Source organism: Micromonospora fluostatini, assembly GCF_050410825.1.
In the GTDB taxonomy this organism is placed as follows: domain Bacteria; phylum Actinomycetota; class Actinomycetes; order Mycobacteriales; family Micromonosporaceae; genus Micromonospora; species Micromonospora rosaria.
In genome coordinates this window covers 2,172,888-2,192,672 of sequence record NZ_CP191251.1, presented here as the reverse complement: position 1 = coordinate 2,192,672, position 19,785 = coordinate 2,172,888, and the positions used below count along the sequence as shown (strand labels likewise).

Here is a 19,785-nt window from a genome sequence, read left to right as displayed (position 1 = left end):
GTCGCGTCAGGGCAGCCGGCGGGCCTGGAGGGTGTACGTCAGCGGCAACCGCCCCGGCCGGTCCCGCAGCCGCCACTCGTCGTCGGCGTCGCGCACCATCCGCCCCGGGATCGCCTCCCACGGGACGCTGTCGTGCTCCGCCAGCATGGTCAGCTCGAACCCCTCCGCCAGCAGCGCGGTCACCAGCTCGCCCAGCCCGTGGTTCCAGGTGTGCGTCACCGTCCGGGTGAACGTGGCGTCGGTCGTCACGTACGTCCCGGCGTCGTCCCAGACGCACGGCTCGGGCTGCTCGAAGTACGGGTACTCGACGGTCAGCAGCCCGTCGCCGCGCGCCTCGTCGATGGCCCACAGCATCGGGTGCCCCTCGCGCAGGAACAGCCGCCCGCCGGGGCGCAGCAGGTCCGCCACGACCCGGGCCCAGCGCCGGATGTCCGGTAGCCAGCACAACGCGCCGACGCCCGTGTACACCAGGTCGAACGCCTCCCGGCCCAGCACCTGCGGGGCGCCGTAGACGTCGGACTCGACGAAGTCGACGGCCGCGCCGGTCGCCTCGGCCAGCCGCCGCGCCTCGGCCAGGGCGGGGGCGGAGAAGTCCAGCCCGGTCATCCGCGCGCCCAACCGGTGCAGCGAGAGGGTGTCGGTGCCGATGTGGCACTGCAGGTGCACCCCGCGCAGCCCGGCGACGTCCCCGAGCCGGGGCAGGTCGAACCGCACCACGCCGCTGAGGTGCCCGGGGTCGGCGCGGAACCGGGCCACCCCGTAGTCGGCGGAGGCGACGTGCGCCGCCACCCGCTCGTCCCAGTTCGCCCGGTTGACCGCCAAGGAGTCGTCGCTCACCGCCCGACGCTCGCACACTCCCGCACCGCCGTTCAACGTGGTTTTCCGGCGGGGACGGCGGGGCCGGCGCGGCCACCGGGGGTCGACGGCTCCGCCCGGTCACGCCACGGGGGCCCGCCGCCGGGCCGGGTGCGCGTCGGCGTTCGGGCGGGGTGTGACAGCGTGGAGCGGTGAGCAGCGCCGGTCCGGTGGACGTCGACCTCGCCCTGGTGGGCGGTGGCGGCGCCGCGTCCCTCACCCTCGCCGCGCTCGACCGGCACCGGGTACGCGGGCTGCGGATCGCCGTCGTCGACCCGGTGCGCAAGCGCGGCCAGGACCGGACCTGGGCCTTCTGGGGCACTTCGGACGACGACCTCGACCCGCTGCTCAGCGCCCGCTGGGACCGGGTGGCGGTGACCACCCCGACCGGCTCGCGGCTGCTCGACCTCGCCCCCCTGCGGTACGCGATGCTGCGCTCCGCCCCGGTCTACGCCCGCGCCGCCGAGGCCGAACAGCGCCTCGGCGCGACCCGGATCCGGTCGGCGGTCGCCGCGCTCGACGACGACGGCGCACGGGTGACGGTCCGGGCTCCCGACGGTACGGCGCTGCTGCGCGCCCGGTGGGTGCTGGACTCCCGGCCCCGGCCGCCCGCGCGGGCCGGCCGGACGTCCTGGTTGCAGCACTTCCGGGGCTGGTGGCTGGAGACCGCCCGACCGGTGTTCGACCCCGACCGGGCGGTGCTGATGGACTTCCGCACCCGGCAGCCGCGCCGGGGCGTCTCCTTCGGCTACGTGCTCCCGGTGAACAGCCGGTACGCCCTGGTCGAGTACACCGAGTTCTCCCCGGCCCTGTGCACCGGCGACGGGTACGACCGGGCGTTGGCCGGGTACCGGGACCTGCTCGGCCTGGACCCGGCCACGCTGACCGTCCGGGAGGTGGAGAACGGGGTGATCCCGATGACCGACGGGCCGTTCGTGCCCCGGCCGTCGCCCCGGGTGGTCCGGCTCGGCACCGCCGGTGGGGCCACCCGACCCTCCACCGGTTTCACCTTCTCCGCCATGCACCGCCAGGCCGACCAGGTGGCCCGGGCCCTCGCGGCGGGTCGCCCACCGGTGCCCGCCCCGGCGTACCCGCGCCGGCACCGGTGGATGGACGCGGTCGCGCTGCGCGCGCTGGACGCCGGCACGGTCGGCGGGCCGGACTTCTTCGACCGGCTCTTCGCGCGCAACCCGGCCGAGCGGGTGCTGCGCTTCCTCGACGGCACCACCACCGTCGCCGAGGACCTGGCGGTGATGGGCACGACCCGGCTGCGGCCGATGGTGGCCGCGACCGCCGGTGACGCCGCCGCCCGGCTCGTGGCCCGGCTGCGCCCCGCCGTCCCGGCCCCACCGGTGCCCCCGGCGGTCACCGACGACGGGGGTTGTGTCGACACGCGCCGATCGGTAACGTAACGCACCTGAGTGACTACGATCAGTTGTCACGGAGGTGTGCGACATGACCCGTGCCGTCGAGGCGGAGCTGCCCCTCTGGCCACCCGTCAATCTCGCCCGAGGTCCGTTCGCCCTGCTCGACGAGAGCGAGCGGGACCGGTACGTCGGCCCGGTGACCCGGGTCCGGCTGCCCACCGGGGACACCGCGTGGCTGGTCACCCGGCACGCCGACGTCCGGCAACTGCTCCGCCACCCCGGGTTCAGCTCCGACCTCACCCGGCCCGGCTTCCCGTTGCTGCGGCCCCTGCCACCGCAGGCGCCGGAGGACGTCAAGGGCTCGTTCATCCGGATGGACGGTGCCGAGCACGCCCGGCTGCGGCGGATGCTCACCGCCGAATTCATGATCAAGAACGTCCGGCGGATCGAGCCGCTGATCCGGCAGACCGTCGACCAGTCCCTGACCGACCTGGCCGCCGCCGGTCCGCCGGCCGACCTGGTGTCGACCTTCGCCCTGCCGTTGCCGTCCATGGTGATCTGTCACCTGCTCGGCGTCCCCTACGCCGACCACGACTTCTTCCAGTCCCGCAGCCGGGCCCTGCTCGACCAGCAGACCTCACCGGAGGTGCTCCGCACCGCCGTGCAGGAGCTGCGCGACTACGTCCGCGCGCTGATCGGCGCCAAACGGGCCCACCCCGACGGGTCGGAGGACCTGCTCAGCCGGCTGATCGCCGAGCGGGTCGAGCCGGGGGAGCTCGACGTCGACGAACTCGTCGGGATGGCCCTGCTGCTGCTCATCGCCGGCCACGAGACGACCGCCAACATGATCGGGCTGAGCGTGCTGCTGCTGACCCGGCACCCCGGTCAGTTCACGCTTTTGCGCGACGAGCCCGACCGGGCGGCGGGCGTGGTCGAGGAACTGCTGCGCTACCTCAGCATCGTGCGCACCGGCCTGTTCCGGGCCGCCACCGAGGACGCCGAGATCGGCGGGCAGCTCATCCGGGCCGGTGAGGGCGCCATCGTCCTGATCTCCCTGGCCAACCGGGACGCCGCGGTCTTCGACGGCGGGGACGACTTCGACCCGTACCGGCAGGCCCACCAGCACGTCGCCTTCGGGTTCGGGGTCCACCAGTGCATCGGCCAGCCGCTGGCCCGCGCCGAGCTGCGCGTCGCCCTGGTGGAGCTGGCCCGCCGCTTCCCCGACCTGCGGGTCACCGCGGCCCCGCAGGAGCTGCGCACCCGGGACAACTCGATCGTCTTCGGCCTCGACGCCCTGCCGGTGACCTGGTGAGCCCGGCCGACGGGGACCTGGCCCACCGCACCGTCACCGGGACGACGTCGCGGGTGACGGTCGACCGGGACGCCTGCTGCGGTGCCGGCAACTGCGTCCGTACCGCCCCGGAGGTCTTCGACCAGGACGACGCCGACGGGCTGGTGCTGCTCCGCCGCGCCGAGCCACCGCCGGGAAGCGTCGACGCCGTCCACCGCGCGGTGGAGCTGTGCCCGTCCGGAGCGATCCGGGTCACCTGAGCCCGCCGGGTCGCGGCGTGGCCCCCCGACGCCGCGGCCCGGCGCCCCACCCCGGGCCACCCACCGGCCCGACCGCCCCGGCGGCGGGGCACCGGCGGCCCCGCCCGGCCCACGGCTGGGCACCCTCAGGTCTGGTCCTCCACCATCGGGTCCTCGGTGCCGGAGACGGCGGACACGTCGTACCCGGCCCGGCTGGTCTCCCGCGCCGGTCGGGCCTCCTCGGCCGGCAGGTCGGCGAAGTCGTCGCCGGTGTCGTCGGTGGTGTGCAGCGAGTCGCCCGGCGGGCGCAGCGACGCCTCGAAGGCGGTCGCGCCGTCCGGCTCGTCGGTGGCGGCCTGGTCGGTGCGGTGCTCGTTGGTCATGCCGCAGTTCTGCCCGCCCGGCCGCCCGCCAAACGCCGTCGGGTGGAACCCCGTGCCGCCCCCAGCGATGGCGGTTCTCCGACGCGACACGCCGGGGCGAGCGTCGTCTTCTGCGCACCGCTCCGATCCGCACCTGCGCCACCGCCCGTCGCGGGTCTCGACCGTCGGCACCCCCGTCGGTCGTCGGCCCCGCCCTCGGCTGCCTACCGGCGGCGTCCGCCGCCGCGCCGGGCGCTACCCCCGGCCCGTCGCTCCCGGTGGCCGGCGTCGGGCCCCTCCCCGGCTGCGGCGCGTGACCGGCGGACCGGGGTCAGCGGCAACGCCGACCAGTGCGCCGGCCGGGTCAGCGAGCCCGGCAGGACGGTCCGCCGGTCGCCCCGGGCCGCGTCGAGCTGGGACTGGTGCAGGAACAGCGTCCGGCGCAGGTCCGTGCCGCGCAGGTCGGCGCCGCGCAGGTCCGCCCCGGTGACGTCGGCCCGGGTGAGGTCCACCCCGCGCAGGTCGGCGCCGATCAGCACCGCCCCCCGCAGGTTCGCCCCGACCAGGTCGACCCGGCGCAGGTCCGCCCCGATCAGGTGGGCGCCCCGGCGGTCGGCCCCGCCCGGCCCCCGGGCCAGGTCGCCGGCCCGGGACAGCAGCACGTTGACCGCCGCCCGGTACCCGTCCACGTCGAGCGCCACCAGCTCCTCCGGGGTGGCGTCGGTGTGCCGTACCGTCTCGTCCCGCGCGCGGCGCAGCTCGCCGGCGAGCGGCTCGGGCGGGCGCAGGGCGAGCGCCTCGGTCAGGTACCACAGCAGCTCGTGCAGGGGGCGCATCACCGCGAACACGTCGAACATCGCCGCCGCCGTCTCGGGCGCCTCCCGCCAGCTCCGCCCGCCGTAGGTGACCTGGGCGACCTGCTGGCCCGCCCCGAAGCAGTCGAAGACCGTGCAGCCGGCGAAGCCGCGCTCCCGCAGCCCGGCGTGGATGCCGCAGCGGAAGTCCCCGGCCAGGTTCGGGCAGGCCCGCCCCGCCGGCTTGGCCACCGCGAAGTCCGCCGAGGCGGCGAAGGCCGGCGCCACGCAGCAGAGCGCGAAGCACCGGGAACAGTCCGCCCGCAGCTCCCGACCCCCCGGGGGCGTCCCTGCGACGGACCGGGGGACGTCGGACACGCGGACGATCTCCTACCGGTCGGGTACGACGACGACCGCCGTACCCGACCAGTCTCCCCGCTGCGGTGTCGCGCCGGCCACCGGCCCGCCGCCGTCGACGCGGGGCCGGGCGGTACGGTCGCCTTCGGCCCGTGGAAACAGCCGGGGCCGGGTGGGGAGCGCGGTGGAGTTCGAGGTACGCCGGGTCGGACCGGAGCTGGTGACCGGGGTGGCGGAGGTGCTGGCGGAGGCGTTCGACGGCTACCCGTGGACGGACTGGACGGTGGCGGCGGACCGGCACCGGGAACGGTTGACCTCGCTGTTCGCGCTGACCGTGGCGACGGTCGGGGTGCCCCACGGGCAGTCGTGGGCCGTCGTCGGGCCGGACGGCCGACCGGTCGCCGCGGCGGTCTGGCTGCGCCCCGACCGGCCGGTGCCGGACGAGGTCTGGGCCACCCTCGCCGACCGCACCCGGGACCTGGCCGGTGACCGGTACCCGGCCCTGCTGGCCGCCGAGTCCGCCTGCGCGCCGCTGCGCCCGACCGAACCGGTGTTCCTGCTCGCCACCGTCGGTGTCCGCCCCGACCGGCAGGGCCGGGGGCTGGGGGAGCGGGTGCTGCGTCCCGGGCTGGCCGAGGCGGACCGGGCCGGCGTGCCGGCGGCGCTGGAGACCTCCTCGGCGTCGAACGTCCGCTTCTACCAGCGGCTGGGGTTCGCCGTCACCGGGGAGGTCACGGTCGACGGCGGCGGCCCCCGGGTGTGGGGGATGCGCCGGCCGGCGTCGGCGGTGTAACCCGGCCGGGCCGGGGTAGCCGCACCGGATGGACCTGGTGCAGGAGTCGCCGTACCGGTTCCGCATCGACCGGCGGGCGCCGATGCGGGTACCCGGGGTGGTCTTCGCCTCCCGGGCGCTGCTGCCCGACGTGGGTGCGGACCGGTCGCTGGAGCAGGTGGCCAACGTGGCCACCCTGCCCGGCATCGTCGGGGCCTCCTACGCCATGCCCGACGTGCACTGGGGGTACGGCTTCCCGATCGGCGGGGTCGCCGCCACCGACGTGGCCGACGGTGGCGTGGTCTCCCCGGGCGGGGTCGGCTTCGACATCTCCTGCGGGGTCCGGCTGCTCGCCGCCGACCTCGACCGGGCCGACCTGCCCAGGATCCGCGAGGCGCTGATGGACGGCCTCGACCCGGCCGTCCCGCGCGGCATGGGCCGGGGCGCGGTGTGGCGGCTCGCCGACCGCGCGGAACTGGACGCGGTGCTGCGCGGCGGCTCCCGGTACGCCGTCGAGCGGGGACACGGGGTCAGCCGGGACCTGACCCGCTGCGAGGACGGCGGGGCGGTCGACGACGCCGATCCGGCGCAGGTCAGCGACCGGGCGGTGCAGCGCGGCCAGGGGCAGGTGGGCAGCCTCGGCTCCGGCAACCACTTCCTGGAGGTCCAGGCCGTCGACGAGGTGTACGACGAGCCGACCGCCGCCGCGTTCGGCCTGCGGCCCGGCCAGGTCACCGTCATGATCCACTGCGGGTCGCGGGGACTGGGTCACCAGGTCTGCACCGACCACGTCCGGGCGATGGAGCCGACCATGCCGGGCCACGGCATCGAGGTACCCGACCGGCAGCTCGCCTGCGCGCCGGTCGACTCCCCGCAGGGCCGCGCCTACCTGGGCGCGATGGCGGCGGCGGCGAACTACGCGCGGGCCAACCGGCAACTGCTCACCGAGGCCGCCCGCCGGGTCTTCCACCGGGTCGCCGGGGCCCGGCTGGACCTGGTCTACGACATCTCGCACAACCTGGCGAAGATCGAGACGCACGAGGTGGACGGGGTGCCCCGGCGGCTCTGCGTGCACCGCAAGGGCGCCACCCGGGCGCTGCCGCCCGGCCACGACGATCTCCCCGACGACCTGCGGCCCGTCGGGCAGCCGGTGCTGATCCCCGGCTCGATGGGCACCGCCTCGTACGTCCTGACCGGGGTGGCCGGGGCCCCCGCCTTCGCCTCCACCTGCCACGGCGCCGGCCGGACCCGCAGCCGGGGCCAGGCCGGCCGGGCGGTACGCGGGCAGGACCTGCGCCGGGACCTCGAAGCCCGGGGCATCGCCGTACGCGGGGCGTCCTGGCGCGGGCTGGCCGAGGAGATGCCGGCGGCGTACAAGGACGTCTCGGCGGTGGTCGAGACCGCCCAGGGCGCCGGCCTGTGCCGCCTGGTGGCCCGGCTGGTCCCGCTCGGTGTGGTCAAGGGCTGACCGGTCACACGTCGAGGGTGACCGCGCAGGACCAGCCGTCCCCGTCGGGTGCGAACCGCAGCCCGTGCAGGGACACCGCCTTGGGTACCGCGCCTGTCGCCTCCACCGCGTCGGCGTGGACGGTGCGCCACTCGACCCGCAGCCCCCCGTCGCCGGCCGGGCGCACCTCGGTCGCCAGCGGCAGCACCCCCTCGGTCTCCAGCCGGAAGATCACCTCGTCCAGGACGCCCACCAGCAGGTCCGGGTCGTCCCCGGCCGGTAGCCGGAACTCGGCCCGCCCGTCCGGCTCGGCCCGCTCCGGGTCGACGAAACTGTCGACGACCGCCGCGACCGCCTGTGCCACGCAGCCCTCCCGGTCCGGCGCCCACGCCTCGATCCGGATGTCAGCGGTGTGCGGCACCCTGCGGTGCCCCCGTGCCGGTCGTCGACCCATGCCCCGATCATGCCCGCGCCCGCACCGCGCCGGTGCCGGGTACGGCGGGAAGAGCGAAACGGGCCCCGGCCCACCACGACCACTCCGGCGACTGACACCGCCCCGGGAACCGGTCCGTCCCCGGCACACCGGCGCCCGGCGGTCCGCCACCCGGTGCCGCCGGCCTGTCCGGCGTCGGCGGGGCCGGTCCTGGTCAGCGCTCCGTGCGCAGCGGCGGGTCGGCGGGCGACCGCTCGTCGTCGACCAGCCGGGCGTCCGCCGCCGCCTGCCCGGCGGCGTCGCCGACCTCCTCGCACACCGCCGCCGCGTCGGCCCAGTGCCGCCGGGCCTCGGCGTGGTCACCCAACGCCGCCGCCGCGTCGCCCAGGTACAGCAGGGTGCGCCCCAGCCCGGCCGCCGGTCGCCGGCCGTCGCGCAGCCGCCGGCTCTCGGCCAGCATCCGGTACGCCTCCCGGGCCTTGCCGGGGGCGCTGGACAGCAGCGTCGCCCCGGCGTTGAGCAGGGCGGTGGCCCGGGTGCCCGGGTCGGCCACCGACTCGTACTCGCGCAGCGCCGCCCGCCACGCCTGCGCCGCGTCCAGGTGCTCGCCGAGCCCGGCGTGCACCAGCACCAGGTTCGTCAACGCCGCCGCGTACCCCCGGGCGTCGCCCAGCGTCCGGAACGTGTTCGCCGCCCGGACCAGGTGGTGGTGGGCGGTCTCCAGCTCACCCCGGGCCAGCCGGGCGGCGCCCAGCCCCAGGTCGGTCAGGGCGTGCCCGGAGCGGTCCGCCCCCGACCGGTGCCGCCGGGACAGCTCCAGGTGCTCCACCGCCTCGTCGAGCTGACCCAGGTCGAGCAGGGCCAGGCCGAGGTTCAACCGGGCCTGCGCGGTGCCCCGCCGGCCCCGTTCGGCGACCGCCAGGGTCAGCGCCGTCGCCGCGCCCTGCGGATCGTGCTGCCGTCGGCGCAGCACCCCCAGCTCGTTGTGCGCCCAGCCGGCGATCTCCGGCCGGTCGCTGGCGGTCGGGGTGGCCAGCACGATGCGGCACACCTCGGCCCACTCGGCGGTGCGGTTCGCGTGGGCCAGCCAGCCGCACAGCGCCACCGCCAGCCGGAACCACCAGCGGCGTACCCGGCGGGGCAGCGTCTCGGCCGCGCCGGCCGGCACCTTCACCACCGCCAGCAGCAGATCCTGGTGCAGGTCGAACCAGCCGTACGGGTCCTCGTCCAGCGGCAGGCTCCGTTCCCGGTCCAGCAGCGAGGCGGTCACCTGCAGGTTCGTCACGTGCCGTTCGGCCCGCCGGGCCAGGTGCCGGGTCAACCGGGCCTGGGCGGCCACCCGCCGCCCGGCCGGCTCGGCGTCGCGCAGGTGCAGCCGGGCGTACGGAGCCAACAGCGGACGGATCTCGTACCGGTCGCCGGGCGCGCCCCTCACGACCGCCGCCGTGGCCAGCTCGTCCAGCAGGGTGGCGACCCGGCCCGGCCGGCGTCCGGCCAGGGCGGCCAGCGCCGGCCGGTCCAGCGGCACCGGGCTCAGCGACATCAGCCGGTACAGCCGGCGGGCCCCGGCGGAGAGCGCGTGGTAGGCGGTGTCCCGCTGGGTGACCAGCCGGGCCGCCGGGGAGGCCGGCACCCGCTGGTGCGGTGGGGTGTCGACGGCCCGGCGCAGCGCGTCGCGCACGTCGGCGTACCGCCAGCCGTGCTGCGCGGTCCGGTAGCCCAGGGCCCGGACGGTGCGGGGTTGCCGCCCGCACAGCTCGACGATGTCGCCCACCGCCGGGTCGGTCCGGGGGTCCGGCCGGTGCGGGCGGGCGGCCGGCGCGACCCCACCGGCGGTGGCGAAGAGCGCCACCGCGTCGGCCCCGTCCGGCTCGGCGATCCAGTGCGCCACCAACCCGTCCAGGTCGGCGAGGCCGGGCCCACCGGCGAGCAGCAACCGGCAGGTACGGGCGGCGGGCGGCAGCAACGGCCGCACCTGCGCCGCATGGTCCACGTTGTCCAGCACCAGCAGGATCCGCCGGCCGTCGAGGTGCCCGCGCAGCTCGTCGGCGGCCTCGTCGAGGTCGTCGGCCCGACCGGAGGCCGGCGGGGTGGTGCCCAGGATCCGGGCCAGCGCGGTCAGCACCTCCCGGGGGGACCGGGGCCGGCCGCCCCGACGCAGGTCGACGTAGAACTGGCCGTCCGGGAACTCGGTGCGGCACAGGTTGGCCGCCTGCACCGCGCAGGAGGAGGTGCCGACCGCCCGCCGCCCCACCACCGCCACCGCGTGCTCGTCGCGCAGGGCGGCGACGAGGGCGTCGACCTGTCCGGCCCGGCCGGTGAACGCGACCGGGTAGGGCAGCGTGGGCGCGCCGGTGGCCGGCGGGGCGACGATGTCGGTGGGCTCGGCGGTTGGCTGCCGCTCGGCCCGCCGCCGGTGGACCTCGGCCACCACCGAGGCGACCGCCCCGACCACCGCCACCACGATGCTCGCCGGCCCGAGCAGCGTGTCGGCCAGGGTGGAGAGCAGGTTGCTGGCGACGTTGCCGGCGATCCCGCTGACCAGCGTGCCGACCGCGAGGGCGGACGGCCAGCGGGGTGGCCGCGCCCCGGTCACCGGATCCCGCCGGAGACCAGGCCGGCGACGAGTTGCCGGCGGGCCAGCACCACCAGCAGCATCGGCAGGACCGAGGCCAGCACCGATCCCGCCGCGAGGACCCCGCTGTTGGCGACGAAGTGGCGGGTCTGCCCGTACAGGAAGAGGCCCAGCGGCGCCCCGTCCGTCCCGCTGAACAGCAGCCCGACCACCAGGTCGTTCCACACCCGGACGAACTCCAGCACGCAGACCGCGACCACCGCCGGCCGGTTGTGCCGGGCCAGTCGCAGCAGCGTGCCCCACCAGTGCCGGCCGCCGAGGCGGGCGTGGCGGACCTGCTCGGCCGGGAGGTCGGCGAACGCGTTGCGCAGCACCAGCACCGCGAACGGCACCCCCAGCGCCATGTGCACCAGCGCCAGCCCCCGCGAGGTGCCGGAGGAGAAACCCCAGCCCAGCACCTCGTTGACCGGCCCGGCGATCACCTGCACCGGCACCACGGTGGCCGCCATCAGCAGCAGGCCGGTGGACTGGGCCGCCGACCCGGTCAGCCAGGCCAGCGGGTACGCGGCGAGCAGCGCGACCCCCAGCACGGTGGCGGTGACGACGGTGGCGAGCAGCAGCGTGAACAGCAGGCTGCGCCACAGGTCCGCGTCGCGCAGCACGCTGGCGTACGACGCCACGCTGGGCGGCGCGGACCACCAGCCCCGCGTGGCGGCGTCCACCGGGTGGTGCAGCGACGTCGCCACCAGCATGCCCAGCGGGATCAGCCAGGCGATCGCGGCCCCGGCGGCGAGCAGCCGCACCCGGCGCGGCGGGGGCGGCGTCGGGTCGGTCTCCGGCGGCTCGGCGGGCCACGGCGGTGGCCAGGCCTGCCGGACGAACAACGCCGCCACCAGCATGCCGGCGACCACGGCGGCCAGCCACACCACGCCCAGCGCCGCGCCCTCCCCGGTGGTCGTGCCGGGGGAGGTCTGCCAGATCCGCAGCGCCAGCACCGACGCCTCGTCGCGCACCGAGCCCGGCGCCATGATCAGGATCAGGTCGAAGGTGCGGCTGGTGCCCAGCGCCACCAGGGCGAAGACCACCGCCACGGTACGCAGCAGCAGCGGGCGCCACTGGGCGTCCCAGAGCACGTCGCGCCGGCTGCCACCGAAGGCGCGGACCGCGTCGGCCAGGCTGGGCGGCACCGCGTCCAGCGCGGCCCGGAACACCACCACCGCCAGGCCGACCCAGGCCCAGACGAACGCCGACATCAGCGCCACCGTCACCAACCGGGGGCCGAGCAGCAGCGGGACCGTCTCCGCCGACGCCCCGGTCAGCGCCCCGGCGATCAGGGTGACCAGGCCACGGGCCGGGTCCGGATCGTAGGCCAGCCGGAACGCCACCCCGGCCGTCACCAGCGGGACGGCGATCGGCAGCACCAGGATCAGCCGGACCAGCCCGCCCTCCGCGGACCGGCGGGACGCGGCGGCGAGCAGATACCCCAGCGCGGTCACCACCGCCGGCACCAGCAACGCCCAGAGCAGCGTGCGCCCCACCGCCGCGCCGGCCCCCGGTGCGCCGAGCGCGGCCCGGAAGTGCGCCGCGCCCACCCACCGGCCGTCGGTGGTGACGCTGGCGTACAGCGTCAGGACCACCGGGACGAGCAGCAGGAAGCCCAGCAGCAGCGCCGCCGGCAGCAGCAACGCCGAGGTGGCCCCCACCGCCGGGTACGCCCGCCCGCGCCGGGGCGGCCCCACGTCGTCGAGGACGGCGACCTCGCCGAGCACCTGCCGCCGGCTCACCGGGCCCGCTCCGTGTCCCGGGCCGCCCCGGAGAGCGCGACCATCGTCCGCCGGACCGCCTCGGCGGGGGGTACCGCGTTGGTGACGTCGGCGAAGAAGTCCTGCATGATCCGCCAGATGCCGATCCCGTCGGAGCCGGTGAACGGGGCGGGCAGCCGGTCGGACAGGTCGAACCGGGGGCTGGCCGCCTGCCGCAGTTCGGTGGCGAGCAACTGGGTCATCGAGTCGGGGTAGTCCCAGGGCGGCACGCTGACGTCCGGCGAGAGGTAACCGCCGGAACGCCGCCACGGCCCGAACGACGGGACCTCGGTGAGCCACTGCACCAGCCGTACCCCGGCGGTGGAACCGGCGAAGGCGACCGCGACGTCCCCGCCGACCAGGAGCGGACCGTCGACGCCGGCCCGCGCGCCGGGGAACCGGAACGTCGCCGGCTGCTCCGGGCCGTGCCGGAACGTGCGTGCCACGCTGTCGGTGAAGTCGGCGCCGTAGAGCAGCACCGCCTCCCGTCGCCGCACCACCTGGATCACCGACTCCTGGAACTGGGTGAGCAGGGCCCGCCGGCCACCACCGGGAAACGCCCCCGGGAGACCCCAGAGCTCGGCGAGCCGCAGCAGCGCGGCCCGCACCGGGCGGCCCTGCCAGTCCGCCGTCCCCCGGGCCAGCGCGTCGTACTCCGGCGGGTCGGTGACGTCGGCGAGGACGTTCTCGAACCAGTCGGTGAGCACCCAGCCGTCGGCCGCGCCGACCGCCAGCGGCGCCGGCCCGGTGCCGGCCCGGGCCCGCGCCCCCAGCCGGCGGGCGAGCGCGACCAGCTCGTCCCAGGTGGCCGGGGGTGTGGGCAGCCGCGACGGCAGGTACCAGAACAGCGACTTGTGGGCGGCCTTGACCCAGACGCCGTGGCGGCGCCCGTCGGGGGAGAGCAGGTCGGCCAGGCCGGTCGGGGTCCGGTAGCTGGCCGCCGCCTCGACCTGTGCCAGCCAGCCCCGCCGGGCGTACGCGGTGACCAGGCCCGGCCGGGGCAGGATCGCCACGTCGGGGCTGGTCCCGGCGAGCCGGCGGGCGTTGAGGAAGGCGTCGATGTCGTCCCCGGCGCTGGTGGCCTGCACCGGCCCGGCCGGGTACCCGCGCAGCACCGCCCGGAACCGGGCCAGCTCCTCGGCGCTCCACACCACGACCACCCGGACCGGGGTCGCGCCGCCGGAACAACCGGCGAGCCCGGCCACCGGGGCCGCGACGGCGGCCCGCAGCAGCGTCCGCCGGCCCAGCCGACCCGGGCCGGTCACCGGCCGGCCGCCTCGACCCGCTCGACCGGCACCCGGACCGGGATCTCGGCCAGCACGGCCGGGTCGGCGGAGCAGACCAGCACGGCGCTGCCCGCCGCGCCGGGGGGACAGACCCGGGGCAGCACGTCGGAGAGCCGGCCCGCGCCGGTGGCTCCGACGGGCAGGTCGACCACCAGCACCTCGGGCAGGCACGCCGCCGCCCGGGCCAGCGCCACCCGGAACCGTTGCGCCTCGGAGAGCAGGTGCGGCAGCAGGTCCAGGGCCGGGGCCAGCTCCAGGTGCGCGACGAGCGAGTCCACCCAGTCGTTGGCGACCTCGTGCACCCGTTCCCGCTTGCGCTGGCCGTACTCGATGTTGCGGCGGACGGTGAGCTGGGGCAGCAGCGCGCCACCGGCCGGGACGTACCCGACCTGGCGGCGCGGGGGCGGCAGCCCGGTCACGTCGCGCCCGGCGACCAGGATCCGGCCGGCCCGGGGCGGGGCCAGGCCCACCACGACGCGGGCCACGGCGGTGCCGGTCCGGGGGGACGCCACCAACGCCGCGATCCCGCCCGCGGGAACGTCCAGCGTCACCGGCCGGGTGCCGGGCACGGCGACGAGCTCGTGGAGCTGTAGCGTCTCCCTCACCTCCCGTCACGGGCGCTGGGCGTAACCAGGGTGGCACAGAGCGGCAATCCGCGCGGTCCCGTGAACGCCCCCGGGCGGGGCGGGGCCGCGGCCGCGGTGGTGCGCCGGAGCCGACGGGTGGGTACGGTCCGCAGGTGACGTACGCGCAGCGGGGAGACGACCCGGCCGGCGACCACGTCGACGTGCTGATCGTCGGCGCCGGCCTCTCCGGCGTCGGGGCCGCCTGCCACCTGCGCCGCACCCGCCCGGAGAAGACGTACGCGGTGCTGGAGGCCCGCGCCGTGGTCGGCGGCACCTGGGACCTGTTCCGCTACCCGGGCATCCGGTCGGACTCCGACATGTACACCCTCGGCTACTCGTTCCGGCCGTGGACCGACCCCCGGTCGATCGCCGACGGCGACGCCATCCTCCGCTACGTCCGCGAGACCGCCCGGGAGTACGGCGTCGACGCCCACATCCGGTTCGGTCACCGGGTCGTGGCCGCCGAGTGGGACAGCGCCACCGCCCGCTGGACGGTGCGCGTCCAGCGCGACGACACCGCCGAGCCGACGGTGCTGACCTGCTCGTTCCTGCACGCCTGCACCGGCTACTACCGGTACGACGCCGGGTACACCCCGCCGCTGCCCGGCGTCGGGACGTACACCGGGCGGGTGGTGCACCCGCAGCACTGGCCGGCCGAACTGGACCACGACGGCCGGCGGGTGGTGGTGGTCGGCAGCGGCGCCACCGCCGTGACGCTGGTGCCGGCGCTGGCCCGCCGGGCCGCCCACGTCACCATGCTCCAACGGTCCCCGACCTACGTGCTCGCGCTGCCCTCCCGCGATGTGCTCACCGACGCGCTGCGCCGCTGGCTGCCGCCGCGCGCCGGGTACCGGCTGGTGCGGGCGCGCAACGTGCTGGCCGGCACCGCCATGTACCGGCTCAGCCGCCGCGCCCCCGGCCTGGTCCGCCGGCTGCTGCGCCGGGCTGCCCGCCGCCGGCTGCCCGCCGGGTACGACGTCGACCGGCACTTCGCGCCCCGCTACGACCCCTGGGACCAGCGGCTCTGCGTCGCCCCCGACGGTGACCTCTTCGCCGCGATCGCCGCCGGCCGGGCCTCGGTGGTGACCGACCGGATCGACACGTTCACCGCGCACGGCATCCGGCTGGCCTCCGGCGATGAGGTGCCGGCCGACGTCGTGGTCACCGCCACCGGGCTGGACCTGCTCACCCTCGGCGGGATGACCCTGCGCGTCGACGGCGTCGACGTCGACCCGGCCGGCACCGTGGCGTACAAGGGCATGATGCTCTCCGGGGTGCCGAACCTCGCGCTGACCATCGGCTACACCAACGCCTCCTGGACGCTCAAGGCCGACCTGGTCGCCGGGTACGTCTGCCGGCTGCTGCGCCACCTCGACCGCACCGGCCAGCAGGTGGTCACCCCGCTGGCCCCCGCCGACGGGCGTCGGGCCCCGCTGATCGACCTGCGCTCCGGGTACGTGCGGCGCAGCCTGGCCGCGCTGCCCACGCAGGGGGTGCGCGCCCCGTGGCGGCTGTACCAGAACTATCCCCGCGACGTGCTGCTGATGCGGTACGGCCGGCTCGACGACGCCGGGGTCCGGTTCTCCCACGCCACGGGCGCGCGACCGGCCGCCCCGGCGGGGCCGCCACCGCCGGCGACCACCGGGTGGGAGGAGACCTGACGTGCGTACCTTCGACTTCGCCGGCGGCACCGCCGTGGTCACCGGCGCGGCCAGCGGCATCGGCGCGGCGCTGGCCGACGCGCTGGCCCGCCGGGGCAGCGACCTGGTCCTGCTGGACCGCGACGCCGAGCGGCTGGCCACGGTCCGGGACGCGATCCGCGCCCGCCACCCGGACCTGACGGTCACCGACCACGTCGTCGACCTGGCCGACGCCGCCGACACCGGCCGCGTCGCCGGGGCGGTCCGCGCCCGGCACCCCCGGATCCGGCTGCTGGTCAACAACGCCGGGGTGGCGCTGGGCGGCCGGTTCGACCAGATCACCCTCGACGAGTTCGGCTGGGTCATGGAGGTCAACTTCCGGGCCGTGGTGCAGCTCACCCACGAACTGCTGCCGGCGCTCAGGGCCGAGCCGGGCGCCCACCTGGTCACCGTCTCCAGCCTCTTCGGGCTGATCGCCCCGGCCGGGCAGACCGCCTACGCGGCCAGCAAGTTCGCCGTCCGGGGGTTCACCGAGGCGCTTCGCCACGAACTCGTCGACGACGGCATCGGGGTGACCTCGGTGCATCCCGGCGGCATCCGCACCCGCATCGCCCGCAACGCCCGAATCGGCAGCGGCGTCCCCGCCGAGGACTTCGCGGGCGACCTGCGGCGCTTCGAGCAACTCCTGACCATCGACCCGGCGCGCGCCGCCGAGGTCATCCTCACCGGGGTACGCCGCCGGCGCGGGCGGGTCCTCATCGGCTGGTCGGCGAAGCTGCCCGACCTGCTGGGCCGGCTCGCACCGGCCTCCTACGGGCGGTTCGTCGCCACCGGCCAGCGCCTGCTCACCCGCGCCCTGGCCCGGCGGGCCGGCGCCACGGCCGCACCGCCCGGCCCGGTCGAGGGGGCACCGTCCACCCCGGCGCGTCGCCCCGCGCCCGGGTCGCCGCCGGGGTGACCCGCCACCGTCACGGCGGGTCGCCGCCGCGCTTCTCCTCCTGCGCCAGCACCGCCTCCCGGCGCTCCGGATCGTCGCGGACCGTCAGCTCCGCCACCAGCCGGGGGTCACCGGTGAGCCGGTCCCGGTTGCGGTGCAGGAAGCTCTCGAACCCGGCGGTGTACGGGCAGGCCTGGTCCCCCAGGGGACGCTCCGGCAGGTACCGGCACCCGGCACAGTAGTCACTGATCTCGTCGATGTACGTGCCGTCCACCGCGTACGGCCGGGTGTCGACACGCCCCAGGTCGGCGTACTGGCTCAGGCCCAGCACCGTCTCGTTCATGACCCAGTGCGCGCCGTCGACGAACGACCGCCGGAACCAGTCCGCCAGGTCGGCGGGGCGCCACCCGCGCTGCAACCCGTAGTTGCCCAGCACCAGCAGCCGCTGCGAGTGGTGCGCCCAGCCCCGGTCCCGCACCCCGGCCAGCACGTCGGCCAGGCAGCGGGCCTCGACGGCGTCGGCGTCCAGGTCGGCGAACCAGTCCGGCAGCGGCTCGGTGCTGGCCAGCCGCCCGGTGCCCGGCAACCGGGGCTCGACGTACCAGTAGAGCTGCCACAGGAACTCCCGCCAGCCGAGGAGCTGCCGGATGAACGGCTCCACCGCCGACCGGGGCGCCGACCCGGCCCGCCACGCCTGCTCCGCCCGGCGTACCGCCGGCTCCGGGTCGAGCAGGCCGAGGTTGAACGACGACGACAGGACGCTGTGCGCCAGGATCGGGTCGTCGGCGCTCATCACCGCGCCGAAGCGGCCGTACTCGGCCAGCCGGTGCCGCAGGAAGTGCTCCAGCCGGGCCTGCGCCTCGGCGTGGGTGGCCGGGTACCGCCGGGGGCCGTCCCGGCCGACGAACCGGATCCCCTCGGCGGCCCACCGGTCGAGGTCCCGGCGGACCCCGGCGTCGATGTCGTCCTCCTCGATCGGCGGCGGCGGTGGCGCCTCCGGCCGGTCCCGGCGGGGGGCGGACCGGCCCGCCCGCCGGCCCGCCGGCTCGGTCAGCACGCCGTGCCGGCGGCGGGCCTCCCGGTAGAAGTCGGCCATCCGCAGCGGCCCCCGCCGGCCCCGGTCCGCCCAGGTGGCGAAGTCGGCCCGGCTGGTGACGAAGCCCCGGGGCGGCAGGACGGTCAGCCCGTCGACCGAGCGGGCGAACGCCAGCGCCCCCCGCGAGGTCGGGTGGCACACCTCGACCGCCCCGCCGACCTGCGCCAACGCCTCCCGGAAGGTGGCGGCGCGCAGCAGCACCGCCCGGTCGCCCAACTCGGCCGCGCGATGTCGCAGCGCGGAGAGGATCAGGTGCGCCTTCTGCCGGTGCATCGGCCGGTGGCGGAACAGGTCCCGGGCCTCGACGAGCAGCACCGGTTGGCGGGGATCGTCGAGGAAGTGCGGCCCGAGTTGGTCGGCGAGCAGCCACCGGTGGACAGACATGCGTCGATTCTGCCCAGTGCCCGGTCGTTCCGCCGGATGGTGCGTCGGCTGTCCGGTATGTGGTCTGGGGAAACCTGCCGGTAACGGACGGCACGTGGCCCGGGCCACCTCCACCCCGGCCGGCCGTACCGCCGACGACCCCGGCGAGGATGATGAGGGTCATGCCTGTGACCGCCGCGCCCCGTCGGGCCCCGGCCGTCGTCGTCCACCGGCGCGCCGCCCTGGTCTGGGTGGTCGCCCTCAGCGCGTACGCCGCGGCGGTGTTCCACCGCAGCTCCCTCGGGGTGACCGGAGTGGACGCCGCGGACCGCTTCGGCATCAACGCCGCCGCGCTGGCCACCTTCTCGGTGGCCCAACTCGCCGTGTACGCGGCGATGCAGGTCCCGGTCGGGGTGCTGCTCGACCGGTACGGCTCCCGTCGCCTGCTGCTCGTCGGCGGGGCGCTGATGGTCGCCGGGCAGCTCTGCTTCGCCCTCGCCACCGACGTCGGGCTCGCCGTGACCGGCCGGGTCCTGGTCGGGCTCGGCGACGCGATGACCTTCATCAGCGTGCTGCGACTGGTCGCCTTCTGGTTCCCCGGCCGCCGCAACCCGCTGCTGGTGCAGCTCACCGGGGCGCTCGGTCAGCTCGGCGCGGTGCTCGGCGCGGTACCCCTGGTGGCGCTGCTGCACGCCACCGGCTGGAGCACCGCCTTCCTGGTCGCCGCCGGGCTGGGCGCCACCGCCGTGACGATGGTCGCCGTCGCCGTACGGGACAGCCCGGACCGGGGCGTCCCCGCCGCGCCGCCGCCGGCCCTCGCCCTGGTCCGGCGGCGGCTGGTCGAGGCGTGGGCCCACCCGGGCACCCGGCTGGGCCTGTGGACCCACTTCGTCACCCCGTTCTCCGGGGCCGTCTTCGCCCTGCTGTGGGGGTACCCGTTCCTGGTGCAGGGGCAGGGGCTCGCCCCGACCACCGCCGCCAGCCTGATCACCCTCATGATCATCGCCGGGATCGGGTTCGGGCCGGGCATCGCCCAGCTCTGCGCCCGGCACCCGTTCCACCGCTCGGCGCTGGTGCTCAGCCTGGTCGCGGTCACCGCCACGGTGTGGACCGCGGTGCTCGTCTGGCCCGGCCCGGCCCCGCGCTGGTTGCTGGTGCTGCTGGTGCTCGCGCTGGCGCTCAACGGCCCCGGCTCCATGATCGGCTTCGACTACGCCCGGACGTCCAACCCGGTGCACCGCATGGGCAGCGCCACCGGCATCGTCAACGTCGGCGGGTTCGTCGCCTCCATCGTCCTCGTCCTCGCCGTCGGGGTGGTCCTCGACCTCGCCACGCCGGCCGGTCACGCGGCGCCGACGCTGGACGCCTTCCGCTGGGCCTTCGCCCTGCAGTACCCGCTCTGGGCGCTCGGCGTGGTGCAGGTGCTGCGCTACCGCACCGCGAACCGCCGGCACGCCGCCGCCCAGGCCGCCGAGGCGGGGGCGGCACCGAGCGGTGACCCAGGTCAGTAGGCCGGCCGGGACGATCGGCGGTAGGTTCGCGG

General features: G+C 76.7%; 17 protein-coding genes. 8 read left to right on the top strand and 9 right to left on the bottom strand.

Going from position 1 to position 19,785, the window contains the following annotated elements; translation table 11 throughout:
* Positions 1 to 6: 6 nt before the first annotated feature.
* Positions 7 to 837: a class I SAM-dependent methyltransferase gene (locus ACQUFX_RS09400; RefSeq protein WP_428965618.1), complete on the bottom strand. Its 831-nt coding sequence runs from the start codon at positions 835 to 837 to the stop codon at positions 7 to 9.
* 170 nt (positions 838 to 1,007) lie between these two features.
* Between ACQUFX_RS09400 and ACQUFX_RS09395 the strand changes: the two genes are divergently transcribed.
* From ACQUFX_RS09395 to ACQUFX_RS09385, 3 genes are read left to right on the top strand one after another with little or no spacing between them, the layout of a single operon-like run.
* Positions 1,008 to 2,267: a lycopene cyclase family protein gene (locus ACQUFX_RS09395; RefSeq protein WP_428965617.1), complete on the top strand. Its 1,260-nt coding sequence runs from the start codon at positions 1,008 to 1,010 to the stop codon at positions 2,265 to 2,267.
* A gap of 43 nt (positions 2,268 to 2,310) precedes the next feature.
* Entirely contained in the window at positions 2,311 to 3,534 is a 1,224-nt protein-coding gene (locus ACQUFX_RS09390; RefSeq protein ID WP_428965616.1) for a cytochrome P450, read from the top strand.
* Positions 3,531 to 3,773, top strand: a complete 243-nt coding sequence (locus ACQUFX_RS09385) for a ferredoxin (RefSeq protein WP_428965615.1) — start codon at positions 3,531 to 3,533, stop codon at positions 3,771 to 3,773. The genes ACQUFX_RS09390 and ACQUFX_RS09385 overlap by 4 nt, the downstream gene beginning before the upstream one ends.
* Positions 3,774 to 3,898: 125 nt before the next feature.
* Here the strand turns inward: ACQUFX_RS09385 and ACQUFX_RS09380 are convergent, their stop codons facing one another.
* Together ACQUFX_RS09380 and ACQUFX_RS09375 are read right to left on the bottom strand one after the other, a co-directional pair.
* Entirely contained in the window at positions 3,899 to 4,135 is a 237-nt protein-coding gene (locus ACQUFX_RS09380; RefSeq protein WP_067370971.1) for a hypothetical protein, read from the bottom strand.
* A 203-nt stretch (positions 4,136 to 4,338) separates the two neighbouring features.
* Positions 4,339 to 5,286 carry a pentapeptide repeat-containing protein gene (locus ACQUFX_RS09375; RefSeq protein WP_428965614.1) on the bottom strand — a complete coding sequence of 316 codons (948 nt, stop codon included), beginning with the start codon at positions 5,284 to 5,286 and terminating at the stop codon, positions 4,339 to 4,341.
* A gap of 151 nt (positions 5,287 to 5,437) precedes the next feature.
* On the opposite strand from ACQUFX_RS09375, the gene ACQUFX_RS09370 reads away from it, so the two are divergent.
* Entirely contained in the window at positions 5,438 to 6,058 is a 621-nt protein-coding gene (locus ACQUFX_RS09370) for a GNAT family N-acetyltransferase (RefSeq protein ID WP_428965613.1), read from the top strand.
* Between the two features lie 28 nt (positions 6,059 to 6,086).
* Complete coding sequence (locus ACQUFX_RS09365) at positions 6,087 to 7,505, top strand: RtcB family protein (RefSeq protein ID WP_428965612.1); 1,419 nt, start codon at positions 6,087 to 6,089, stop codon at positions 7,503 to 7,505.
* 4 nt (positions 7,506 to 7,509) lie between these two features.
* Here the strand turns inward: ACQUFX_RS09365 and ACQUFX_RS09360 are convergent, their stop codons facing one another.
* The 5 genes from ACQUFX_RS09360 to ACQUFX_RS09340 all read right to left on the bottom strand — a co-directional run bounded on the left by ACQUFX_RS09360 (position 7,510) and on the right by ACQUFX_RS09340 (position 14,185).
* Positions 7,510 to 7,938: an archease gene (locus tag ACQUFX_RS09360; RefSeq protein ID WP_428965611.1), complete on the bottom strand. Its 429-nt coding sequence runs from the start codon at positions 7,936 to 7,938 to the stop codon at positions 7,510 to 7,512.
* A gap of 193 nt (positions 7,939 to 8,131) precedes the next feature.
* Positions 8,132 to 10,513 carry a tetratricopeptide repeat protein gene (locus ACQUFX_RS09355; protein WP_428965610.1) on the bottom strand — a complete coding sequence of 794 codons (2,382 nt, stop codon included), beginning with the start codon at positions 10,511 to 10,513 and terminating at the stop codon, positions 8,132 to 8,134.
* Positions 10,510 to 12,276: an ABC transporter permease gene (locus ACQUFX_RS09350; protein WP_428965609.1), complete on the bottom strand. Its 1,767-nt coding sequence runs from the start codon at positions 12,274 to 12,276 to the stop codon at positions 10,510 to 10,512. The genes ACQUFX_RS09355 and ACQUFX_RS09350 overlap by 4 nt, the downstream gene beginning before the upstream one ends.
* Positions 12,273 to 13,559, bottom strand: a complete 1,287-nt coding sequence (locus ACQUFX_RS09345) for an extracellular solute-binding protein (protein ID WP_428965608.1) — start codon at positions 13,557 to 13,559, stop codon at positions 12,273 to 12,275. The genes ACQUFX_RS09350 and ACQUFX_RS09345 overlap by 4 nt, the downstream gene beginning before the upstream one ends.
* Entirely contained in the window at positions 13,556 to 14,185 is a 630-nt protein-coding gene (locus tag ACQUFX_RS09340) for an ATP-binding cassette domain-containing protein (RefSeq protein WP_428965607.1), read from the bottom strand. Before ACQUFX_RS09340 ends, ACQUFX_RS09345 begins: the two co-directional genes overlap by 4 nt.
* Positions 14,186 to 14,319: 134 nt before the next feature.
* Between ACQUFX_RS09340 and ACQUFX_RS09335 the strand changes: the two genes are divergently transcribed.
* On the top strand, positions 14,320 to 15,867 hold the full coding sequence (locus ACQUFX_RS09335) for a flavin-containing monooxygenase (protein ID WP_428965606.1): 1,548 nt from the start codon (positions 14,320 to 14,322) through the stop codon (positions 15,865 to 15,867).
* 1 nt (position 15,868) lies between these two features.
* On the top strand, positions 15,869 to 16,804 hold the full coding sequence (locus ACQUFX_RS09330) for an SDR family NAD(P)-dependent oxidoreductase (protein WP_428965605.1): 936 nt from the start codon (positions 15,869 to 15,871) through the stop codon (positions 16,802 to 16,804).
* A 10-nt stretch (positions 16,805 to 16,814) separates the two neighbouring features.
* Here the strand turns inward: ACQUFX_RS09330 and ACQUFX_RS09325 are convergent, their stop codons facing one another.
* Complete coding sequence (locus tag ACQUFX_RS09325; protein ID WP_428965604.1) at positions 16,815 to 18,263, bottom strand: cryptochrome/photolyase family protein; 1,449 nt, start codon at positions 18,261 to 18,263, stop codon at positions 16,815 to 16,817.
* A gap of 161 nt (positions 18,264 to 18,424) precedes the next feature.
* Between ACQUFX_RS09325 and ACQUFX_RS09320 the strand changes: the two genes are divergently transcribed.
* Complete coding sequence (locus tag ACQUFX_RS09320) at positions 18,425 to 19,753, top strand: MFS transporter (RefSeq protein ID WP_428965603.1); 1,329 nt, start codon at positions 18,425 to 18,427, stop codon at positions 19,751 to 19,753.
* Positions 19,754 to 19,785: the final 32 nt, after the last annotated feature.

Excerpts from the sequence above, each read along its gene's own strand:
- ACQUFX_RS09365 (WP_428965612.1), top strand. The coding sequence starts at position 6,087 with ATGGACCTGGTGCAGGAGTCGCCGTACCGGTTCCGCATCGACCGGCGG.
- ACQUFX_RS09320 (WP_428965603.1), top strand. The coding sequence starts at position 18,425 with ATGCCTGTGACCGCCGCGCCCCGTCGGGCCCCGGCCGTCGTCGTCCAC.
- ACQUFX_RS09380 (WP_067370971.1), bottom strand. The coding sequence starts at position 4,135 with ATGACCAACGAGCACCGCACCGACCAGGCCGCCACCGACGAGCCGGAC.
- ACQUFX_RS09390 (WP_428965616.1), top strand. The coding sequence starts at position 2,311 with ATGACCCGTGCCGTCGAGGCGGAGCTGCCCCTCTGGCCACCCGTCAAT.
- ACQUFX_RS09325 (WP_428965604.1), bottom strand. The coding sequence starts at position 18,263 with ATGTCTGTCCACCGGTGGCTGCTCGCCGACCAACTCGGGCCGCACTTC.
- ACQUFX_RS09360 (WP_428965611.1), bottom strand. The coding sequence starts at position 7,938 with ATGGGTCGACGACCGGCACGGGGGCACCGCAGGGTGCCGCACACCGCT.